Annotated in this window: 17 protein-coding genes; 10 read left to right on the forward strand and 7 right to left on the reverse strand. The window is 74.0% G+C overall.

Annotated features, from left to right (window positions below; all coding sequences use genetic code 11):
* Positions 1-271: 271 nt before the first annotated feature.
* The gene (locus M6G08_RS17755) at positions 272-1,588 is read right to left on the reverse strand and encodes a cation:proton antiporter (RefSeq protein ID WP_272588130.1); all 1,317 of its coding nucleotides are present in this window, start codon (positions 1,586-1,588) and stop codon (positions 272-274) included.
* A 176-nt stretch (positions 1,589-1,764) separates the two neighbouring features.
* On the opposite strand from M6G08_RS17755, the gene M6G08_RS17760 reads away from it, so the two are divergent.
* From M6G08_RS17760 to M6G08_RS17775, 4 genes are all read left to right on the forward strand, one after another.
* A complete protein-coding gene (locus tag M6G08_RS17760; protein ID WP_272588131.1) occupies positions 1,765-2,655 on the forward strand; it encodes a hypothetical protein in 891 nt (296 codons plus the stop codon).
* Between the two features lie 73 nt (positions 2,656-2,728).
* A complete protein-coding gene (locus M6G08_RS17765; RefSeq protein WP_272588132.1) occupies positions 2,729-3,952 on the forward strand; it encodes an arginine deiminase in 1,224 nt (407 codons plus the stop codon).
* Between the two features lie 62 nt (positions 3,953-4,014).
* Positions 4,015-5,022 carry an ornithine carbamoyltransferase gene (argF, locus tag M6G08_RS17770; RefSeq protein ID WP_272588133.1) on the forward strand — a complete coding sequence of 336 codons (1,008 nt, stop codon included), beginning with the start codon at positions 4,015-4,017 and terminating at the stop codon, positions 5,020-5,022.
* 106 nt (positions 5,023-5,128) lie between these two features.
* Complete coding sequence (locus M6G08_RS17775) at positions 5,129-6,577, forward strand: amino acid permease (RefSeq protein ID WP_272588134.1); 1,449 nt, start codon at positions 5,129-5,131, stop codon at positions 6,575-6,577.
* Here the strand turns inward: M6G08_RS17775 and M6G08_RS17780 are convergent.
* Positions 6,534-6,974 carry an ATP-binding protein gene (locus M6G08_RS17780; RefSeq protein ID WP_272588135.1) on the reverse strand — a complete coding sequence of 147 codons (441 nt, stop codon included), beginning with the start codon at positions 6,972-6,974 and terminating at the stop codon, positions 6,534-6,536. The two genes, M6G08_RS17775 and M6G08_RS17780, sit on opposite strands and share 44 nt — an antisense overlap.
* A 182-nt stretch (positions 6,975-7,156) precedes the next feature.
* On the opposite strand from M6G08_RS17780, the gene M6G08_RS17785 reads away from it, so the two are divergent.
* Positions 7,157-7,984: an enoyl-CoA hydratase family protein gene (locus tag M6G08_RS17785; protein WP_272588136.1), complete on the forward strand. Its 828-nt coding sequence runs from the start codon at positions 7,157-7,159 to the stop codon at positions 7,982-7,984.
* Positions 7,985-7,987: 3 nt separating this feature from the next.
* The gene (locus M6G08_RS17790; protein WP_272588137.1) at positions 7,988-10,393 is read left to right on the forward strand and encodes a bifunctional salicylyl-CoA 5-hydroxylase/oxidoreductase; all 2,406 of its coding nucleotides are present in this window, start codon (positions 7,988-7,990) and stop codon (positions 10,391-10,393) included.
* Here the strand turns inward: M6G08_RS17790 and M6G08_RS17795 are convergent.
* From M6G08_RS17795 to M6G08_RS17805, 3 genes are all read right to left on the reverse strand, one after another.
* A complete protein-coding gene (locus M6G08_RS17795; protein WP_272588138.1) occupies positions 10,381-11,295 on the reverse strand; it encodes a sulfotransferase family protein in 915 nt (304 codons plus the stop codon). The genes M6G08_RS17790 and M6G08_RS17795 overlap by 13 nt on opposite strands.
* Before the next feature lie 83 nt (positions 11,296-11,378).
* Positions 11,379-12,218: a PaaX family transcriptional regulator gene (locus M6G08_RS17800; protein WP_272588139.1), complete on the reverse strand. Its 840-nt coding sequence runs from the start codon at positions 12,216-12,218 to the stop codon at positions 11,379-11,381.
* A 15-nt stretch (positions 12,219-12,233) separates the two neighbouring features.
* Positions 12,234-13,901, reverse strand: a complete 1,668-nt coding sequence (locus M6G08_RS17805) for an AMP-binding protein (protein WP_443048834.1) — start codon at positions 13,899-13,901, stop codon at positions 12,234-12,236.
* A gap of 161 nt (positions 13,902-14,062) precedes the next feature.
* On the opposite strand from M6G08_RS17805, the gene M6G08_RS17810 reads away from it, so the two are divergent.
* The 3 genes from M6G08_RS17810 to M6G08_RS17820 are packed head-to-tail and all read left to right on the forward strand — an operon-like array spanning position 14,063 to position 16,689.
* Positions 14,063-15,439 (forward strand): acyl-CoA dehydrogenase family protein, encoded by a 1,377-nt coding sequence (locus M6G08_RS17810; RefSeq protein ID WP_272588140.1) that lies wholly within the window; start codon positions 14,063-14,065, stop codon positions 15,437-15,439.
* Positions 15,436-15,834: a RidA family protein gene (locus M6G08_RS17815; protein WP_272588141.1), complete on the forward strand. Its 399-nt coding sequence runs from the start codon at positions 15,436-15,438 to the stop codon at positions 15,832-15,834. The genes M6G08_RS17810 and M6G08_RS17815 overlap by 4 nt, the downstream gene beginning before the upstream one ends.
* A gap of 27 nt (positions 15,835-15,861) precedes the next feature.
* Entirely contained in the window at positions 15,862-16,689 is an 828-nt protein-coding gene (locus M6G08_RS17820) for an alpha/beta fold hydrolase (RefSeq protein ID WP_272588142.1), read from the forward strand.
* Between the two features lie 22 nt (positions 16,690-16,711).
* Here the strand turns inward: M6G08_RS17820 and M6G08_RS17825 are convergent, their stop codons facing one another.
* Positions 16,712-16,921, reverse strand: coding sequence for a DUF5999 family protein (locus M6G08_RS17825; RefSeq protein WP_272588143.1), 210 nt, complete (start codon positions 16,919-16,921; stop codon positions 16,712-16,714).
* A 294-nt stretch (positions 16,922-17,215) separates the two neighbouring features.
* On the opposite strand from M6G08_RS17825, the gene M6G08_RS17830 reads away from it, so the two are divergent.
* On the forward strand, positions 17,216-17,659 hold the full coding sequence (locus tag M6G08_RS17830) for a DUF6299 family protein (protein ID WP_272588144.1): 444 nt from the start codon (positions 17,216-17,218) through the stop codon (positions 17,657-17,659).
* Between the two features lie 67 nt (positions 17,660-17,726).
* Here M6G08_RS17830 and M6G08_RS17835 read toward each other — a convergent pair whose 3' ends face one another.
* Positions 17,727-18,596, reverse strand: coding sequence for a hypothetical protein (locus tag M6G08_RS17835; protein WP_272588145.1), 870 nt, complete (start codon positions 18,594-18,596; stop codon positions 17,727-17,729).
* Between the last annotated feature and the right edge of the window lie 76 nt (positions 18,597-18,672).

Here is an 18,672-nt window from a genome sequence, read left to right on the forward strand (position 1 = left end):
CGCCGACCGCCCCTGGCTCACCGCCGCACGCCGCCACCGGCGCAGCGAGTGCGAATCGCTCCGATGCCGCTGTGGCCCCCGGCGGCTGGGCGGCGGTGCCGGGCCCGGCGTGGGACGCGGCGTGCGGCCGGGCAGCGGGCGGAGTGCGCCGCGGTTCGGCGGTGGGTGCGCGCCGTTGCCGGGCCCGCCCGGCAGCGTGGTGTCCGGCGGTACGTGGTTGATGCCATGCGTTCCGGAGAAGCGGGCGCTGCCCCCGGTGCGGGGCAGCGGCTCAGCCCAGGTCCGCCGGTGCTGTGGTCGTGCCGTCCTGGGAGGGCGGGGACGTGGGGCGGGGCGGGGGAGGCCGGCGGGCGCGGTCGCGTTCGGCCAGGCGCCGGGTCAGGAGCAGCAGCGGCTGGGTGAACAGGGTGGTGGCGAGGGCCATGATGACCAGCACCGTGTACAGCGCGGGGGAGAGCAGGCCCGCTCGCAGGCCCGCGTCGAGGGCGATCAGCTCGGTGAGGCCCCGCGCGCTGAGGAGCACGCCGACGGTCCGCGCGTCGTGCCGGTCCAGTCCGCCCAGCCGGGCGGCAAGCGTCCCGCCGCCCACCTTCGTCACCACCGCCAGCACCGTCACCACCAGCAGGACGCCCCAGCCCGTGCCGTCCATGCCGTTCAGCGTCACCGACTGACCCGAGAGCACGAAGAAGAACGGCAGCAGCAGCGAGCTGACCTCGTGCAGCGGACGCAGCAGGTCCGGATCGAGCGTGCCGCCCTCCTCGCGGGGCACCACCACCCCCGCGAGCAGCGCGCCGAAGATCACGTGCAGGCCCAGGGAGTGCGTCACCCAGGCCGACCCGAGGGCGAACCCGATGAGCAGCGCCAGCCGCAGCGAGGGCTCCAGCCGGGTCCGCCACAGCAGCCGGCGCAGTACCGGCCGGGCCGCCAGCAGCATCACGGTGACGAAGCCGACGGCCAGCGCCACCCGCCACGGCCAGTCCAGCGCCGTCGCCTCGGCGCCGTCCATCAGCGCCGCGGCCAGCACCGTCCAGCAGACCGCGTCCAGCACCCCGGCCGCGGACACCGCCACCACCCCGGGAACGGACCGGGACAGCTCGTTCTCCCGCACGATGGCGGTCAGCACGGGCACCGCCGTTATCGACAGGGCGATGCCGGCGAACACCACCACGGCGGGGGACGGATCACGGGGCATGCCCAGGCCGTGCAGCTGCTCCCGGAAGAGCAGCGCGCCCCCGCAGCCCACCGCCATCGGCACCACGAAGGAGGCCAGGGCCACGGTCAGCGAGGTGCGGGCCCGGTCGCCGAGGATCTTAAGATCCAGCTCGTAGCCCACCGCGAACAGGAAGACCACCAGCGCGAACTGCGCGAAGCCGGTCAGCGCGGGCCCGATCTCCGCGGGGAACAGCGTCGCGTACGCGTCCGGAGCCACCGCGCCGAGCAGGGAGGGGCCGAGCGCGATGCCCGCCGACAACTGGCCCACGATGTAGGGCTGCTTCAGCCTCCGGGCCAGCCAGCCCGCCGTGTGGGCCGCCACCAGGACGAGGGCCGATGCCCCCACGAAGTGCGTGATCAGCGCGTCAGGGCTCATCCTGTCCCCCGTTGGTCCGGTGGCCGTCCGGCCCGCAGACATGTCCGGCGGTCCGCTGTTCGGCGGCCCCGCGTTCGAGGCGTACCCGTGGGCGCGCTCAACTCGGCCAGAATAAAAGCGATCTGACGGGTCATCGAAAGTCGTACACGGGGAACGACCAGGGTCACGTGGGGCACATGACGGCGGTCGTCTTCATCCACGGCACGCGAGTGCGTGCACCGGGCTTCTCTGCGCTCGCGGGGCGCTTCTCCGCCGGAGTGACGGCACTGCGCGACGGCCTGCGCGTCGTCCCGTACTACTGGGACGGCGAGCACGGAGCCACGCTGGCCGCGGGCGGAGCGAGCCTGCCTCCCGCCTCGGGCACCGGCCGCCGGGGCCCGCTCGCGGCGGACGCCCCCGGCGACGACGACACCACCGGCTGGGCGGCCCTCTACGCCGACCCGTACGCCGAACTGGCGCTCGCCGCCGCCGGTTCGCCCCCGGCCGCGGAACTGCCGCCCGGCTTCCTGCCACCGGGCCAGCGCCTGCGGACCCGGCTGGTCGCCCTCGCCGCCGAGGGCGACGGACCGGCGGCCGGGCTGGGGCCCGGCCTGGCCCGAGCCACCGCCGACCTGGCGGCCCACCCGCTGCTCGCCGCCGCGGCCGCCTCCCTCGCCCCGGACGGCCTCGCCGAGGCCCGTCCCGCTGTCCGACCGCCCGGGTCGTCGCCGGCCCCCTCGACTCGGACGCGCCCCTCGTGCCCGTCGGCGCCACCCCGGTCGCCGTCGCCGGCCGGCTCGCCGCAGCCCTCGGGGCACCCGCCCGCGGGACGGAGCGGCTTCCGGCCCGACGTGCGCACCCACGCCTTCGCCGTCCGCCCCGCCGTACCGCGCACCGCCGACGAGCACCTCGCCGCCGGCGCCCCGGCCACCGCGCTGGACGGCTACGCCAAGGACCTGGCCCACGACCCCGCCGACCCGCACGCGCTCTCCGGCTGGATCGTCGCCCGCGCGGCCCTGGACCCGGGGCGCGCCACCCGGCGGCCCTTGGTCCGCCCGGAGCCGCACCGGTCCGGGCCCGGCGGCTGACAGGGGCGGACACGAGGACACGGTTCCACGCAAGCAGGGGGTGAACAGGCGCCCGAATGGTCAGGATGGAGTCATGGGATTCCAAGTCGACTCCGAGGCCGGGCGGCTCACCCGCGTCATACTGCACCGGCCGGATCTCGAGCTCAAAAGGCTCACCCCCAGCAACAAGGACGCCCTCCTCTTCGACGACGTGCTGTGGGTGCGCCGGGCGCGCGCCGAGCACGACGGGTTCGCCGACGTGCTCCGCGACCGCGGGGTGGCGGTGCACCTCTTCGGCGACCTGCTCACCGAGACCCTTGACGTCCCGGCCGCCCGCCGCCTCGTCCTGGACCGGGTCTTCGACGAGAAGGAGTACGGAGTGCTGGCCACGGACCACCTCCGGGCCGCCTTCGAGACGCTGCCCGCCCGCGAGCTCGCCGAGGCCCTGGTCGGCGGCATGACCAAGCGGGAGTACCTGGAGGCGCACCCGGAGCCGACCTCCGTGCGCTTCCACGTCATGGAACTGGACGACTTCCTGCTCGGACCGCTGCCCAACCACCTCTTCACCCGGGACACCTCGGCCTGGATCTACGACGGCGTCTCCATCAACGCCATGCGCTGGCCCGCCCGGCAGCGCGAGACGGTGCACTTCGAGGCGATCTACCGGCACCACCCCCTCTTCCGCGACGAGACCTTCCACCTCTGGTCCGAGGGCCAGGCCGACTATCCCTCCACCATCGAGGGCGGCGACGTCCTCGTCATCGGCAACGGCGCCGTCCTCATCGGCATGAGCGAGCGGACCACGCCCCAGGCCGTCGAGATGCTCGCGCACAAGCTGTTCGCGGCGGGCTCCGCCCGCACCATCGTGGCCCTGGACATGCCGAAGAGACGGGCCGTCATGCACCTGGACACCGTGATGACGATGGTCGACGGCGACACCTTCACCCAGTACGCGGGGCTCGGCATGCTCCGCTCCTACACCATCGAGCCGGGCGCGGGGGACAAGGAGCTGAAGGTCACCGACCACCCGCCGGAGCACATGCACCGCGCGATCGCCGCCGGTCTCGGCCTCAACGAGATCCGGGTGCTGACCGCGACGCAGGACGTGCACGCCGCCGAGCGCGAGCAGTGGGACGACGGCTGCAACGTGCTGGCCGTCGAACCCGGCGTCGTCGTCGCCTACGAGCGGAACGCCACCACAAACACCCACCTGCGCAAACAGGGCATCGAGGTGATCGAGATCCCGGGCAGCGAACTGGGCCGGGGCAGGGGCGGCCCGCGCTGCATGAGCTGCCCGGTGGAACGGCAGTCCGTATAAGAATTCAATCTCTCGTATACTGTTCCATTGAGTCCCGTCCACCGTACTTTCTGGAGCACCCCATGGCGACAGTCCCGATCGCCCTCGCCGGCCGCCACTTCCTCAAGGAGCTCGACTTCACCCCGGACGAGTTCCGCGGCCTGGTCGAGCTGGCCGCGGAGCTGAAGGCGGCCAAGCGGGCCGGGGCCGAGACACGCCATCTCCAGGGCCGGAACATCGCGCTGATCTTCGAGAAGACCTCGACACGCACGCGGTGCGCGTTCGAGGTCGCCGCCGCCGACCAGGGCGCCTCGACGACCTACCTCGACCCGGCCGGTTCGCAGATCGGGCACAAGGAGTCCGTGAAGGACACCGCGCGGGTGCTGGGGCGCATGTTCGACGGGATCGAGTACCGGGGCGACAGCCAGCAGAAGGTCGAGGAACTGGCCGCCTTCGCCGGCGTCCCCGTCTACAACGGCCTGACCGACGACTGGCACCCCACCCAGATGCTCGCCGACGTGCTCACGATGACCGAGCACAGCGACAAGCCGCTGCACGAGACCGCCTTCGCCTACCTCGGTGACGCCCGCTTCAACATGGGCAACTCCTACCTGGTCACCGGCGCCCTGCTCGGCATGGACGTGCGCATCGTCGCCCCGAAGGCCTACTGGCCCGCCCAGGAGGTCGTCGACCGGGCGACGGCGCTCGCCGAGTCGAGCGGGGCGCGCGTCACCCTCACCGAGACCGTGGACGAGGGTGTGCGCGGCGCCGACTTCGTCGTCACCGACGTCTGGGTCTCCATGGGCGAGCCCAAGGACGTCTGGGCCGAGCGGATCAAGGCCCTCGCCCCGTACGCGGTGACCATGGACGTCCTGCGCGCCACCGGCAACCCGGACGTGAAGTTCCTGCACTGCCTGCCCGCCTTCCACGACCTGGGCACCAAGGTCGGCCAGGAGATCTTCGAGGCCCACGGGCTCGACTCCCTGGAGGTCACGGACGAGGTCTTCGAGTCCGCGCACTCGGTCGTCTTCGACGAGGCGGAGAACCGGCTGCACACCATCAAGGCGGTCCTCGTCGCCACGCTGGCCTGACCAGGACCGTTATCCTGACCGGCGGCCCCGGAGCCACCCCTTCCGGCGCCACCGGCCGCGACCACCGTCGCGCCCCCCGCACCACCAGAAACGAGCACCACCCGCAATGCCCGCTTCCCGCATCAAGTCCCCCCACCTCCTGGTGGCCGAATCCGGCGCCGACCGCGAAGGCCACGGGCTCAAGCGCACGATGGGCCTGTTCCAGCTCGTCTGCTTCGGCGTCGGCGCCATCGTCGGCACCGGCATCTTCGTCGGGCTGTCCGACTCGGTCGCCGAGGCCGGCCCCGCAGTCGTCGTCTCCTTCGTCCTCGCCGCGATCACCTGCGTCTTCACCGCCTTCGCCTTCGCCGAGCTGGGCGGCGCGATCCCGGTCTCCGGCTCCTCGTACTCCTTCGCCTACGCCGGACTCGGCGAGCGCACCGCCTTCCTCGTCGGCTGGTGCCTGCTCCTGGAGTACGGAGTCTCCGTCTCCGCGGTCGCCGTCGGCTGGAGCCAGTACGTCAACGAGCTGCTCGACAGCGTCCTGGGCCTCCAGCTCCCGCACGCCCTCTCCGCCGGCCCCGGCGACGGCGGCGCGGTGAACCTCCCCGCGGTGATCGTCATCGCGCTGGCCTGCGTGCTCCTGGTGCGCGGGGTACGGGAGAGCGCCCGCGCCACGGCCGCGATGGCCGTGCTCAAGCTGGCCGTCCTGATCGCCTTCTGCGCCATCGGCTTCCACGCCTTCAAGGACGGCAACCTCAGCCCGTTCTCCCCGGCCGGTCTCGGCGGCATCGGCGCCGGCACCACGGCCGCCTTCTTCTCGTACATCGGCTTCGACGCGATCACCACGGCCGGCGAGGAGGCCAAGAACCCGCGCCGGGACATCCCCGTCGCCATCCTGGTCTGCATCGGCCTGGTCACCCTGCTGTACTGCGCGGTCGCCGTGGCCGCGATCGGCGCCGTCGGCGGCGACCAGGTCGGCGACCGGCCCGCGGCCCTCTCCTACGTCGTGAACGAGGTCACCGGCTCCACCGTCGGCGGCGGCGTGGTCGCCTTCGGCGCGGTCGTCGCCATCGCCTCGGTCGTGCTCGCGGTCATGTACGGCCAGACCCGCATCCTGATGTCCATGTCCCGGGACGGCCTGATCCCGCGCGTCTTCGAGAAGGTCTCGCCGCGCACCGCGACCCCCGTCGCCGGCACGCTCATCGTCGGCGTGCTCTTCGCCCTCCCCGCGGCCTTCGCCCCGCTCGACGCGGTGGTCAACCTCTGCACCATCGGCACGCTGGCCACCATGGCCGCCGTCAACGTCGCCGTGATCGCGCTGCGCCGCCGCGAGCCGGGCCTCGCCCGCACCTTCCGCGTGCCGCTGTACCCGGTGACGCCGCTGCTCGGCGTCGGCTTCTGCCTGTACCTGATCTACGAGACGGGCGCCGCGACCTGGCTCCAGTTCGCGGTGTTCCTCGCCGTGGGCCTGCTGGTGTACGCCGCCTACGGGCGCCGGCACTCCCGCCTGGCCCGGACGGACGCGGACGTCACTCCGCGGGACCCCGCTGAGCGGGTATCGCAGGAAGCCTGAACCAGACCGCCTTGCCCGCCCCGGTGGGCCGGTGACCGCAGGACGAGCTGAGGGCGCGGATCAGCAGCAGACCGCGCCCGTGCTCCTGCCAGGGATCGGGCGGCTCCATGCCGGGCCGGGTGAGGTCGCCGGGCGGCGACGGATCCGGGTCGTGGACCTCCACCTGGCAGCTGGTCGGCATCAGCTCCACGACCAGCTCGATCGGCGACCCGCCCGCGGTGTGCTCGACGGCGTTCGCCACCAGCTCCGCCGTGAGCAGCTCCGCGGTGTCGCCGTCGGCCGTGTGCTCCCGCTCGGCCAGCGCCGTACGCACCAGGGCACGGGCCACCGGCACGGCCGCGGCGGAGTGCGGCAGCGCGATGCGCCAGGAGGTGGGGGCGGAAGGGTGATCGTGCACGGCGGGTCCGTTTCGTGGAGCAGGCGGTCCTGTCCTGCTTTCAACCTTATGAATGGTACGGCGCCACCGGCAGAGCCGTTCGACGGGCACCGAACGGGACCTTCGGCCCGGCACTCACGGGCCCGCCGTCTCTATCGCGCACCCGTGACGACAGTCACAGAACGGTGATAACTTCGAGTGTCATGAGTCCCTTCACCGGCTCCGCCGCCCCCACCCCCGACTGGCGGCACCTGCGCGTCGATCTCACCGACGGCGTCGCCACCGTCACCCTCGCCCGCCCCGACAAGCTCAACGCGCTCACCTTCGAGGCCTACGCCGACCTGCGCGACCTGCTCGCCGAGCTGTCCCGACAGCGGTCCGTGCGGGCGCTGGTGCTGGCGGGGGAGGGGCGCGGTTTCTGCTCCGGCGGTGACGTCGACGAGATCATCGGCGCCACGCTCTCCATGGACACCGCCCAGCTCCTCGACTTCAACCGCATGACGGGCCAGGTGGTGCGGGCGGTACGGGAGTGCCCGTTCCCGGTGATCGCCGCCCTGCACGGCGTCGCCGCCGGGGCGGGTGCGGTCCTCGCGCTGGCCGCCGACTTCCGCGTCGCCGACCCGTCCGCCCGCTTCGCCTTCCTCTTCACCCGCGTCGGCCTCTCCGGCGGCGACATGGGCGCGGCGTACCTTCTGCCCAGGGTGGTGGGCCTCGGCCACGCGACCCGGCTGCTGATGCTCGGCGACGCGGTGCGGGCGCCGGAGGCCGAGCGGATCGGCCTGATCAGCGAGCTGACCGACGAGGGCCGCGCCGACGAGACCGCCCAGAGCCTCGCCCGCCGCCTGGCCGACGGCCCGGCCCTCGCCCACGCCCAGACCAAGGCCCTCCTCACGGCAGAGCTGGACATGCCGCTCGCGGCAGCGGTGGAGCTGGACGCCTCGACCCAGGCCCTCCTGATGAACGGCGAGGACTACGCCGAGTTCCACGCGGCCTTCACGGAAAAGCGCCCCCCGAAGTGGCAAGGGAGGTAGGGCATGTCCTCAACGCAGGGGGGCGTGCCGGTCTCAGGGGCGCGGGGCAGTGCCGATCCGCGGCTCCGCCGCGGGGCGCGAGCAACCACAACGAAGCCGCACCCGCCCGCGACGACAAGCCACCCCCTGCGCACCGCGATCATCGGCGGAGGCCCCGGCGGCCTCTACACCGCCGCCCTCCTCAAACGCCTCGCCCCCGACCGCGAGGTCACCGTCTGGGAACGCAACGCCCCCGACGACACCTTCGGCTTCGGCGTGGTCCTCTCCGACGAGACCCTGGGCGGCATCGAACACGCCGACCCGGTCGTCTACGCGGCCCTGCGTCAGGACTTCGTCCGCTGGGACGACGTCCACATCACCCACCGAGGCACCCGGCAAACCTCCACAGGACACGGCTTCGCCGCCCTCGGCCGCCGCCGCCTCCTGGAGATCCTGCACGACCGCTGCCGCTCCCTCGGCGTCGACCTGCGCTTCCGTACCGAGGCCCCGCACCCGGACCGGCTGGCGCGGGAGTACGACCTGGTCGTCGCCGCCGACGGCGTACACAGCACCACCCGCGACACCTACCGCGACGTGTTCCGGCCCCGCCTGGCCCCCCACCGCTGCCGCTACATCTGGCTGGCCGCCGACTTCGCCTTCGACGCCTTCCGCTTCGACATCGCCGAGACCGAGCACGGCGTGATGCAGCTGCACGGCTACCCCTACGCCCCCGACGCCTCCACCGTCATCGTCGAGATGCGCGAGGAGGTCTGGAAGGCGGCCGGCTTCGACGGGCTCGACGAGGCCGAGTCCACCGCCCGCTGCGCCAAGATCTTCGCCGACGCCCTCGGCGGCCGCCCGCTGAAGTCCAACAAGTCGGCCTGGACCACCTTCCGCACGGTCGTCAACGGACACTGGTCGCACGGCAACGTCGTCCTCCTCGGCGACGCCGCCCACACCGCCCACTTCTCCATCGGCTCCGGCACCAAGCTCGCCGTCGAGGACGCCCTCGCGCTCGCCGCCTGCCTGGAGGAACAGCCCACGCTCGGAAAGGCGCTCACCGCCTACGAGGAGGAGCGGCGCCCCGTCGTCGCCTCCACCCAGCGGGCGGCCAAGGCCAGCCTGGAGTGGTTCGAGGACGTGTCCCGGTACCTGGACCAGCCGCCCCGCCGCTTCGCCTTCAACCTGCTCACCCGCAGCCGCCGCGTCACCCACGACAACCTGCGGCTGCGCGACGCCCGCTTCACCGAGTCCGTCGAGCGTGAGTTCGGCTGCCCGCCCGGCACACCCCCGATGTTCACCCCGTTCCGGCTGCGTGGGCTGACCCTGCGCAACCGCGTCGTCGTCTCCCCGATGGACATGTACTCGGCCACCGACGGCGTCCCCGGCGACTTCCACCTGGTCCACCTGGGGGCGAGGGCGCTGGGCGGCGCCGGACTGGTGATGACCGAGATGGTGTGCGTCAGCGAGCAGGGCCGCATCACCCCGGGCTGCGCGGGCCTCTACACCGGACGCCAGGCGGAGGCGTGGCGGCGGGTCACGGACTTCGTGCACGCCCAGGCGCCCGGCACCGCGATCGGGGTGCAGCTCGGGCACAGCGGCCGCAAGGGCTCGACCCGGCTGATGTGGGAGGGCATGGACGAATCGCTCCCCGAGGGCAACTGGCCCCTGGTGGCCCCCTCCCCGCTGCCGTACAAGCCGGGCGGCCAGGTCCCGCGCGAGCTGACCCGGGCACAGCTCACGGACGTCCGCGAGCAGTTCACGGCCGCCGCCCGCCGCGCCGCACGGGCCGGGTTCGACCTGCTCGAACTGCACTGCGCCCACGGCTACCTGCTCTCCGGGTTCCTCTCCCCGCTCACCAACCGCCGCACCGACGCCTACGGCGGTTCAACGGAGAAACGGCTCCGCTTCCCGTTGGAGGTCTTCGACGCCGTACGCGCCGAATGGCCAGAGGACCGGCCCATGACCGTGCGCGTCTCCGCGACCGACTGGGCCGAGGGCGGCACGAGCCCCGAGGAGGCCGTGGCCATCGCCCGCGCCTTCGCGGCGCACGGCGCCGACGCCGTCGACGTGTCCACGGGGCAGGTCGTGGCCGAGGAGCGGCCGGAGTTCGGGCGCTCGTACCAGGCCCCGTACGCCGACCGCATCCGGCACGAGGCGGGTGTCCCGGTGATCGCCGTCGGCGCGATCTCCTCCTGGGACGACGTGAACTCGCTGATCCTGGCCGGCCGCGCCGACCTGTGCGCGCTCGCCCGCCCCCACCTCTACGACCCGCACTGGACGCTGCACGCGGCGGCCGAGCAGGGCTACGAGGGGCCGGGCGTCGTCTGGCCGGCTCCGTACCGGGCGGGCAGCCGCCGCCCGGTGACCGGACGCACCGACGCCCCCAAGCAGAGGCTGACGCTGCACGGCGGACGTCAGGACGTGTAGCCCCAGGCCGCGCTCACCGGGCGCAGCGGTCCGGCGATCTCGTCCTCGGCGGGCAGCGCGCGGCCCGGCTGGACCGTGCCGGTGCGGATGTTGTCCCGCCAGTCGCCGAGGCCCCGGACCAGCTCGCTGTCGCTCTTGCGGCCGTACTCGAGCATGGCCGGGTCGTAGTCGACGCCCAGGAACGCGCACACGCGGCGCATCTCCCGCTCGGGGGCGCCGGTGATGTCCTCGTAGCGCACGGTGAAGCCCTCGGGGTCGGCCGTGCGGGCCTCCTCGACGGCGTTCACGTAGGGCAGCACGTCGCCGACGGCCTTGTCGTACGGCCGCTTGACGGGGTCGCTCTCGTGCCAGGAGCGGGCGATCGACTCGGGGTGGCGCAGCAGGAAGACGAAGCGAGCGTCGGGCCAGCAGTCCCTCAGCCGCTGGAACATGTAGACGTTGGCGGGGGTCTTCTCCACGACGAAGTCCTTGCCGGACCGGGTCAGCTCCCGATGCATGACGCGGTCCCACAGCAGGTGCTCCAGGTCGCCGCGCTCCAGACCGAGGGTGCTCATCGCGCGCTGGGAGAACCAGTTGGTGCAGACGACCTCCATCCGGCCGAGGTGCAGCTCGTGCGGGGCGTGCAGCCGGGGGTGGGCGCCCAGCATCATGCGCAGCAGGGTGGAGCCGGAACGAATGGAGGAGATGATGAAGACGGGCTGCCGCAGCAGCCGCTCGGTCGCCAGCTCCTCGGCCGACGGACACCGGTAGGGGGGCGCGGGCCGCTGGGCGGGCGCGGGCCGCTGGGCGGGTTCCGGCGCGGCGGACGCCTTCTTGTTCCCCCTCGCTCGGTGGGGCGCTCTCCGTACCTGGAGGCCGGTGGTGGCGGTGAGGACCCGGTTCAAGTTGCGTGCGAGACTCATGCGTCCGCACGGTAGGTGACGAACCTGAGAAGAGGGCCTGAGAGGGCTGAGGGTTCCATGATCATCGTAAGATGTGATGGAAGTCACTGACCGGGCGGGGTGTCGAGCGCGGCGTAGACCGCCCCCGCGTCACGCAGCCGCTCGTGCAGCGCGTGGAAGACGGCCGCCGAGCGGGTGCCGGGCCACCCCTCGGGCAGCAGCCGGGCGGGCAGGCCCGGGTCGGCGTAGGGCAGGTGGCGCCAGGAGTCCAGCGCGAGGAGGTAGTCGCGGTACGCCTCCTCGGGCGGGGTGTCGGCCCGGCGCTCCCAGTCGCGCAGCACGCGCGCGTGGCGGTCGAGGAACGCCTCGTGCTCCTTGGCGACCGCGGCCAGGTCCCACCAGCGGGCCACCGCCTCGGCGGTCGGCGTGAAACCCAGGTGCTCACCGCGGAAGAAGTCCACGTAGGAGTCCAGGCCCAGGCGCCCCAGCGTGTGCCGGGTCTCCCCGTACAGGCGGGCGGGCGCGATCCACACGCCGGGGGCCGCGGTGCCGAAGCCCAGGCCCGCCAGTCGGGAGCGCAGCACGTGCCGCTTCTGCCGCTGCGACTCCGGCACCGAGAACACCGCGAGCACCCAGCCCTCGTCCTCGTAGGGGGCCGTGGCGTAGATGCGCCGGTCCCCGTCGTCCAGCAGTTGCCGGGCCTCCGGGGAGAGTTCGTAACCGGCCGCACCCCGGGCCGTGCGGGCGGGCAGCAGCAGCCCGCGCCGTTTCAGCCGGGACACCGACGAGCGCACGGAGGGGGCGTCCACGCCGACCGCGGCCAGCAGCCGGATCAGCTCGGCGACGGGCACGGGGCCCGGCGCGAAGCGGCCGTACGCGCCGTAGAGCGTGACGATCAGGGACCTCGGGGCGTGCTGCGCGTGCTGCTCGGACACGTTGATCATCTTAGGTTGTCGTCATCACGCCTGGTCGCCCCGGGGACGGTCGGGAGGCGGGAGCAGCCGGTAGCGCTGGAGCTTCCCGGTCGCCGTGCGCGGCAGCGCGTCCGGGAAGTGGATCTCGCGCGGGCACTTGTACGGCGCCAGCTCCGCCCGGAGGAAGGCGCGCAGCGCGTCGGCGTCCCGCTCGGCGCCCTCCCGCAGCACCGCGTGGGCGACCACCACCTGCCCGCGGTGCGCGTCGGGCCGGCCCACCACCGCCGCCTCCACCACGTCCGGGTGGCGCAGCAGGGCGTCCTCCACCTCGGGCCCGGCGATGTTGTACCCGGCGGAGATGATCATGTCGTCGGCGCGGGCCACGTACCGGAAGTACCCGTCGGGCTCCCGCACATAGGTGTCCCCGGTGATGTTCCACCCGTCGCGCACGTACTCCCGCTGCCGCGGATCGGCGAGGTACCGGCAGCCCACCGGTCCCCGCACCGCCAGCAGCCCCGGCTCCCCGTCGGGCACCGGCGCCCCGGACTCGTCCTGCACGCGCGCGTGCCAACCCGGCACCGGGACGCCGGTCGTGCCGGGCCTGATGTCGCCGTCGGCCGCGGAGACGAAGATGTGCAGCAGCTCGGTGGCGCCGATGCCGTTGATGATGCGCAGTCCGGTGCGTTCGTACCAGGCCCGCCAGGTGGCCGCGGGCAGGTTCTCGCCCGCCGAGACACAGCGCCGGAGGCTGGTGACGTCGTGGGCGTCCAGCTCGTCGAGCATCGCGCGGTACGCCGTCGGCGCGGTGAACAGCACCGACACCCGGTGCTCGGCGACGGCGGGCAACAGCTGCCGGGGGCCCGCCTGTTCGAGCAGCAGCGCGCTCGCCCCCGCGCGCATCGGGAAGATCACCAGTCCGCCGAGACCGAAGGTGAAGCCGAGCGGCGGACTGCCCGCGAAGACGTCGTCCGGGCGCGGCCGGAGCACGTGCGCGGAGAAGGTGTCGGCGATCGCCAGCACGTCGCGGTGGAAGTGCACGCAGCCCTTGGGCCGGCCGGTGGTGCCGGAGGTGAACGCGATCAGCGCCACGTCGTCGGCCGCCGTGTCCGCGGCCGGGTACGGCGTACCCGGCGCCGCGCCGGCCTCCCCGCCGGCTTCCGTGCCGGCCTCCGCGCGGGTCAGCAGATCGTCGGGCGCGTCCCCGCCGTACGTCGTGATCCGCAGCCCCGGCACCTCCGCCTTGGCGAGGTCGTCGACGGACCGGACGTCGCACAGCGCGTGGCGCACCCGGGCGATCTCGCAGACCGCGCGCAGCTCGTGCGGGCGCTGCTGGGCCAGCACGGTGACCGCCACCGCGCCCGCCTTCAGCACCGCCAGCCAGCAGGCCGCCAGCCACGGGGTGGTGGGGCCGCGCAGCAGCACCCGGTTGCCCGGGACGACCCCGAGGTCCCCGGTGAGGAGGCGGGCGAGCCGGTCGACGCGGTCCCGCAACCGCCCGTACGTCCAGTCGTCCCCGGACGCGGTGCGGAAGACCGGGCGGTCGTCGGGCGGGCCGGCGAGCAGCTCGGCCGCGCAGTTCAGCCGGGCGGGGTAGCGCAGCTCCGGCAGGTCGAAGCGGAGCTCGGGCCACTGGTCGGGGGGCGGCAGGTGTTCGCGCGCGAAGGTGTCGACGTGGCCGGAGCGGTGCGGCTCCGCGCGGTGCGTCTGCGCCATGGCGGTTCGCCCCCTTTGTCGTGGTGGGCTCGCGCAACGAGCGTATCGTGTTGGTGACGACAGTCAACGGTGCGCGATAGCCTCGGGTGTGGCCCGGCGTGCGGGAGACCGGGACGCGGCGCGGGTCGTAGCGGGGGACGTGGCAGGGGAAGGGACCGTCGATGACCGCATTCTCGCTCGAACCGGAACAACTCGCCTGGTGCGCCGAGGTTCGCGCCCTGGCCGCCGAACGGCTGCGCCCGCTGGCCGAGAAGGGCGAGCCGGACCGCGTGAACCGCGCCCTCCTCGCCGAACTCGGCACCCTCGGGCTGCTGCCCCGCCTGTTCACCTCGGGCGCCCTCGACCTCTGTCTGATGCGCGAGTCCCTGGCCCACGCCTGCACGGAGGCCGAGACCGCCCTCGCCCTCCAGGGCCTCGGCGCCCACCCGGTGCACGCCCACGGCAGCGAGGCCCAGCGCGCCCGCTGGCTCCCCCGGGTGAGCGACGGCAGCGCGGTCGCCGCCTTCGCCCTCAGCGAGCCCGACGCCGGCTCGGACGCGGCGGCGCTGACCCTCGCGGCGGAACCGGCCAGGGACCGGGCGGACGCCGACGCACCCGACCCCGAAGAGCGTGGCGCGGAGCGCGGCCCGGAGGCGAACCCGCCACCGGACGCCGGAGGAACCGGCACGGGACGGGGTGGGGCTCCCGGCTCCGCCGTCCCGCGGCCCGGCGGGCGGGCGATTCGACCGGCCGGGGACACCGAAGGGCCTGCCGCCCGGTCCGCTGGGCCTGCCGGTGCCTCGTTGGCCGCCCACCGCGACGGCCCCGCCGCCTGGCGGCTCACCGGCGAGAAGTGCTGGATCTCCAACGCCCCCGAGGCCGACTTCTACACCGTCTTCGCCCGCACCACCCCCGGCGCCGGCGCCCGCGGCGTCACCGCCTTCCTCGTGCCCGCCGACCGCCCCGGCCTCACCGGCACCCCCCTCGACATGCTCTCCCCGCACCCCATCGGCGCCCTCGCCTTCGACGCCGTCCCCGTCACCCCCGACGACGTCCTCGGCGAGCCCGACCGCGGCTTCCGGGTCGCCATGGGCACCCTCAACCTGTTCCGCCCCAGCGTCGGCGCCTTCGCCGTCGGCATGGCGCAGGCGGCCCTCGACGCCACCCTCGCGCACACCACCGCCCGCGAGGCCTTCGGCGGCAGACTGCGCGACCTGCAGACCGTCGCCCACCAGACGGCCGAGATGGCCCTGCGCACCGAGGCGGCCCGCCTGATGGTGTACGCGGCGGCCACGGCGTACGACGAGGGCGCGCCGGACGTCCCGCGCCGCTCCGCGATGGCCAAACTCCTCGCCACCGAGACCGCCCAGTACGTCGTCGACCGCGCCGTCCAGCTGCACGGCGCCCGTGCCCTGCGCCGCGGCCACCTCCTCGAACACCTCTACCGGGAGGTGCGCGCCCCGCGCGTCTACGAGGGCGCGAGCGAGGTGCAGCGCGGCATCATCGCCAAGGAGCTGTACCGCACCCTGGACGCGACGACCGAGGAGACCGGAAGGTGACCGCCGAACGGCTGAACCCGCCCGAACTCTCCCCGCCCACCGGCTTCTCCCACGCCGTCGTCGCCACCGGCACCCGCGTCGTGTTCCTGGCCGGCCAGACCGCCCTCGACACCGACGGCAAGGTCACCGGCGACACCCTCCCCGCCCAGTTCGAGCAGGCCCTCACCAACCTCCTCACCGCCCTGCACGCCGCCGGCGGCACCCCCGCCGACCTCGCCCGCGTCACCGTCTACGCCACGGACGTCGCCGCCTACCGCACCCACGCCGCCGAACTCGGCCGCACCTGGCGCCGGCTGGCCGGCCGCGACTACCCGGCGATGGCGGTCGTGGAGGTCGTACGCCTGTGGGACGAGCGGGCGCTGGTGGAACTCGACGGATTCGCCGTACTGCCCTAGAGGACCCGCAGACCCTAGAGTTCCGGCATGCCGGACATCGAACTGACCGCGGGAACCATCGAGTACGAGGACACCGGCGGCGACGGCCCGGTCGTCGTCCTCCTGCACGGACTGGTCCACGACGCGACCGTCTGGCGCCACGTGATCGCCGACCTGCGCACCGACCACCGGGTCGTCGCCCCCACCCTGCCCTACGGCGCCCACCGCGGGCCCATGTCCCGGCCGCCCACACCGGACCTGGTCAACGAGCTGATCGCCGAGTTCCTCGACCGCCTCGACCTGAGGGACGTCACCCTGGTCGAGAACGACTGCGGACGGGCCCAGACGGTGGCGGCCCGGCACCCCGAGCGCCTGGCGCGGCTGGCCCTCGTCGCGTGCGAGGCCTTCGACAACTACCCGCCGGGACTGCCCGGGAAGATGATCGGCGCCGTCTGCCGGTTGCCCGGCGGCGTGTCCCTGCTGGTCCGCGTGCTCGGACTGAAGCCGCTGCGCCGGCTCCCCGTCGGCATCGGCGCGCTCACCAAGCGGCCCGTGCCGGACGCGATCGTCGACGGCTGGCTGCGCCCGCTGCGGACCGACCCCGCGATCCGGCGCGACTTCCGGCACTACAACACGCACGTGCGCCGTGACGAACTGCTGGCGGCCGCCCAGGGGCTGCGGCGCTTCGAGCGGCCCGCGCTCGTGGTCTGGGCGACCGAGGACCTGATGATGCCCCGCGCCCACGGCCGACGGCTGGCCGAACTGCTCCCGCGGGGACGGCTCGTGGAGATCGAGGACACCCGGACACTCGTCGCCGAGGACCAGCCGGAGCTGCTCGCCTCGCTGCTGCGGGAGTTCATCGCCGAGAAGTCCTGACCGCCGTCCCGGGCGAGGCCGGTCAGGCCGCGATCGCCGGCCGCCCGGACGGCACCCGGCGCGGCCCGACCACCCGGCCGTCGGGCCGCAGTTCGCCGGTGTCGTCGAAGACGATCGTGCCGTCGCACAGCAGGCTCCACCCCTGCTCGGGGTGGGCGGCGACGACGTGCGCGGACGCCGGTCGCGCGGCGGGGGAGCCGGCGGCGGGGCAGGAGGACCGGTGGGTACACATGGCGCACCTCCACATCGGGAGACCGTCCCGTCGTCGGGACCGTCGCATGCACAGACCGTGCGCCCCGCGCCGAGCCGCCGCCAAGACCCGGGCGGCAAGCGTGACAACACCCGGACAACCCGGCGACCGTTCCACGACGGCCGGAGCGGACCCGCCAGCGTGCGGGGCCGGACGGGACTCGCCATCGTGCGGGGCCGGACGGGACTCGCCACCGAAGGGGTGACGGTCACCCCCGTCGGCCCGTCCGCCCGGTACCAGTGGAACCCCCATTCCCACCCGACCGGGAGGTCCCCCATGCCCGTACGATCCGCGGCCCTCGCCTCGGCCGCCGGCGCCGCCCTGTTCCTGCTGGCCGCCCCCGCCGCGACGGCGGCCCCGCACGACACCCGCCACGTCGCGGAGTCGGTGACGGTCGACCCGACCGGCCGCATCGCCGCGGACGGCACCGTCACCCTGTCCGGCACCTACCGCTGCACCGCGGGCACCGGCCCCGTCTACGTCAGCTCCACGGTCAGCCAGAGCGACCCGTCGGTCCGGTACGGCGTCGGCGGCACCCGCGCGGTCTGCGACGGACTGGAGCACCGCTGGGTCAACACGGGCACGCCCGACTCGGTCACCCTCAAGCCCGGCGCGGCCCACGTCGAAGCCACCCTGATGGAGCTGCGCCCCATGGGCATCGTGCCGCTGCCCAGCTTCCACGCGCGCCACGGCCAGGACGTGACCCTGGTCCAGGGCTGAGCCCCGACGCCGCGGGCCCCCGCACCACGTCGGTGCGGGGGCCCGCGGCATCGGCGGTCGGCCGTGGTCAGGGGCGCTTCCTCGTCTCGGCGCCGGGCCGCGGCGAGCGCGGAGGGTTCTGCCGCTGCTGCGGCAGGGCCACCGGGTCCGGGGACGCCGGACCGGCCGTCCCGGCGCCCGGCCCGGACGTGTCGCGTTGCCGGTGGCGCGGCACCACCGCCCGCCGGGGCGGGCGGGTCAGCGTGATCTGCCGGACGATCTGCTGGAAGCAGACCAGCGAGGCCAGCCCCGGCAGGGCGGCGGCCGCCGCGTCGCTGAGCGTCCTGGGCGCCTGGGCGACGCACAGCAGCATCGCGATGGCCGAGAACAGCAGGACCACCGCCCAGGAATGGACCGCGCGGCGCTGGTGCAGCGCGGACCGCAGCACGGCCAGCGACGCCACCAGCCAGGGCCCGTAGACCAGCAGCGGCCACCAGGACACGACGCTGCCGCGGGTGCGGGTCACGGCTGCCAGGCGCAGGGGCTCGTAGGCCACCATGCCGCCGAACAGGCTCACCGAGGCCGCGATGACCGCGGCGAGCGCCGCCACGAACAGGCTCGCGGCGCGCAGCCGGCTCACCCTTCTGCGGACCCTGCGGTGACTCGTGGGCGTCTCCCGCAACGGCGGCAGCTCGGCCGTGATCTCCTGCAGGTTGCTCAGCGGTGTGCCGGGCACGGGGGCGAGGGCCGAGGCGTCCGGGGCGTGCGGCGAGGGGGGCTGCTGCTCGATCGCGTCCTGGAGCAGGAAGGCGAGCTCTTCGGCGGGGTCCCAGCCGGGTTCCGGCGGGACCAGGGTTTCCTGGAAGGCCTGTTCGGGGGCGCGGTGCCGTCCGGTTCCCGTGGAACTGAATCGGCCCTCGCCGTAGGACAGGTGATGCTGGAACTGTTCCTCGTGCATGACGTCCCGGATCACTCCGCCCGGGTGCACGTCAGGGCCCCCTGGGACCGCCCCCAGCGCTCGGCGAAGCCGGCCT

This window comes from Streptomyces sp. M92, from assembly GCF_028473745.1.
In the GTDB taxonomy this organism is placed as follows: Bacteria; Actinomycetota; Actinomycetes; order Streptomycetales; family Streptomycetaceae; genus Streptomyces.

Excerpts from the sequence above, each read along its gene's own strand:
- M6G08_RS17805 (WP_443048834.1), bottom strand. The coding sequence starts at position 13,901 with ATGGCGCAGACGCACCGCGCGGAGCCGCACCGCTCCGGCCACGTCGAC.
- M6G08_RS17785 (WP_272588136.1), top strand. The coding sequence starts at position 7,157 with ATGAGTCCCTTCACCGGCTCCGCCGCCCCCACCCCCGACTGGCGGCAC.
- M6G08_RS17795 (WP_272588138.1), bottom strand. The coding sequence starts at position 11,295 with ATGAGTCTCGCACGCAACTTGAACCGGGTCCTCACCGCCACCACCGGC.
- M6G08_RS17775 (WP_272588134.1), top strand. The coding sequence starts at position 5,129 with ATGCCCGCTTCCCGCATCAAGTCCCCCCACCTCCTGGTGGCCGAATCC.
- argF (WP_272588133.1), top strand. The coding sequence starts at position 4,015 with ATGGCGACAGTCCCGATCGCCCTCGCCGGCCGCCACTTCCTCAAGGAG.
- M6G08_RS17835 (WP_272588145.1), bottom strand. The coding sequence starts at position 18,596 with ATGCACGAGGAACAGTTCCAGCATCACCTGTCCTACGGCGAGGGCCGA.
- M6G08_RS17755 (WP_272588130.1), bottom strand. The coding sequence starts at position 1,588 with ATGAGCCCTGACGCGCTGATCACGCACTTCGTGGGGGCATCGGCCCTC.
- M6G08_RS17810 (WP_272588140.1), top strand. The coding sequence starts at position 14,063 with ATGACCGCATTCTCGCTCGAACCGGAACAACTCGCCTGGTGCGCCGAG.
- M6G08_RS17765 (WP_272588132.1), top strand. The coding sequence starts at position 2,729 with ATGGGATTCCAAGTCGACTCCGAGGCCGGGCGGCTCACCCGCGTCATA.
- M6G08_RS17820 (WP_272588142.1), top strand. The coding sequence starts at position 15,862 with ATGCCGGACATCGAACTGACCGCGGGAACCATCGAGTACGAGGACACC.
- M6G08_RS17800 (WP_272588139.1), bottom strand. The coding sequence starts at position 12,218 with ATGATCAACGTGTCCGAGCAGCACGCGCAGCACGCCCCGAGGTCCCTG.
- M6G08_RS17830 (WP_272588144.1), top strand. The coding sequence starts at position 17,216 with ATGCCCGTACGATCCGCGGCCCTCGCCTCGGCCGCCGGCGCCGCCCTG.
- M6G08_RS17825 (WP_272588143.1), bottom strand. The coding sequence starts at position 16,921 with ATGTGTACCCACCGGTCCTCCTGCCCCGCCGCCGGCTCCCCCGCCGCG.
- M6G08_RS17790 (WP_272588137.1), top strand. The coding sequence starts at position 7,988 with ATGTCCTCAACGCAGGGGGGCGTGCCGGTCTCAGGGGCGCGGGGCAGT.
- M6G08_RS17760 (WP_272588131.1), top strand. The coding sequence starts at position 1,765 with ATGACGGCGGTCGTCTTCATCCACGGCACGCGAGTGCGTGCACCGGGC.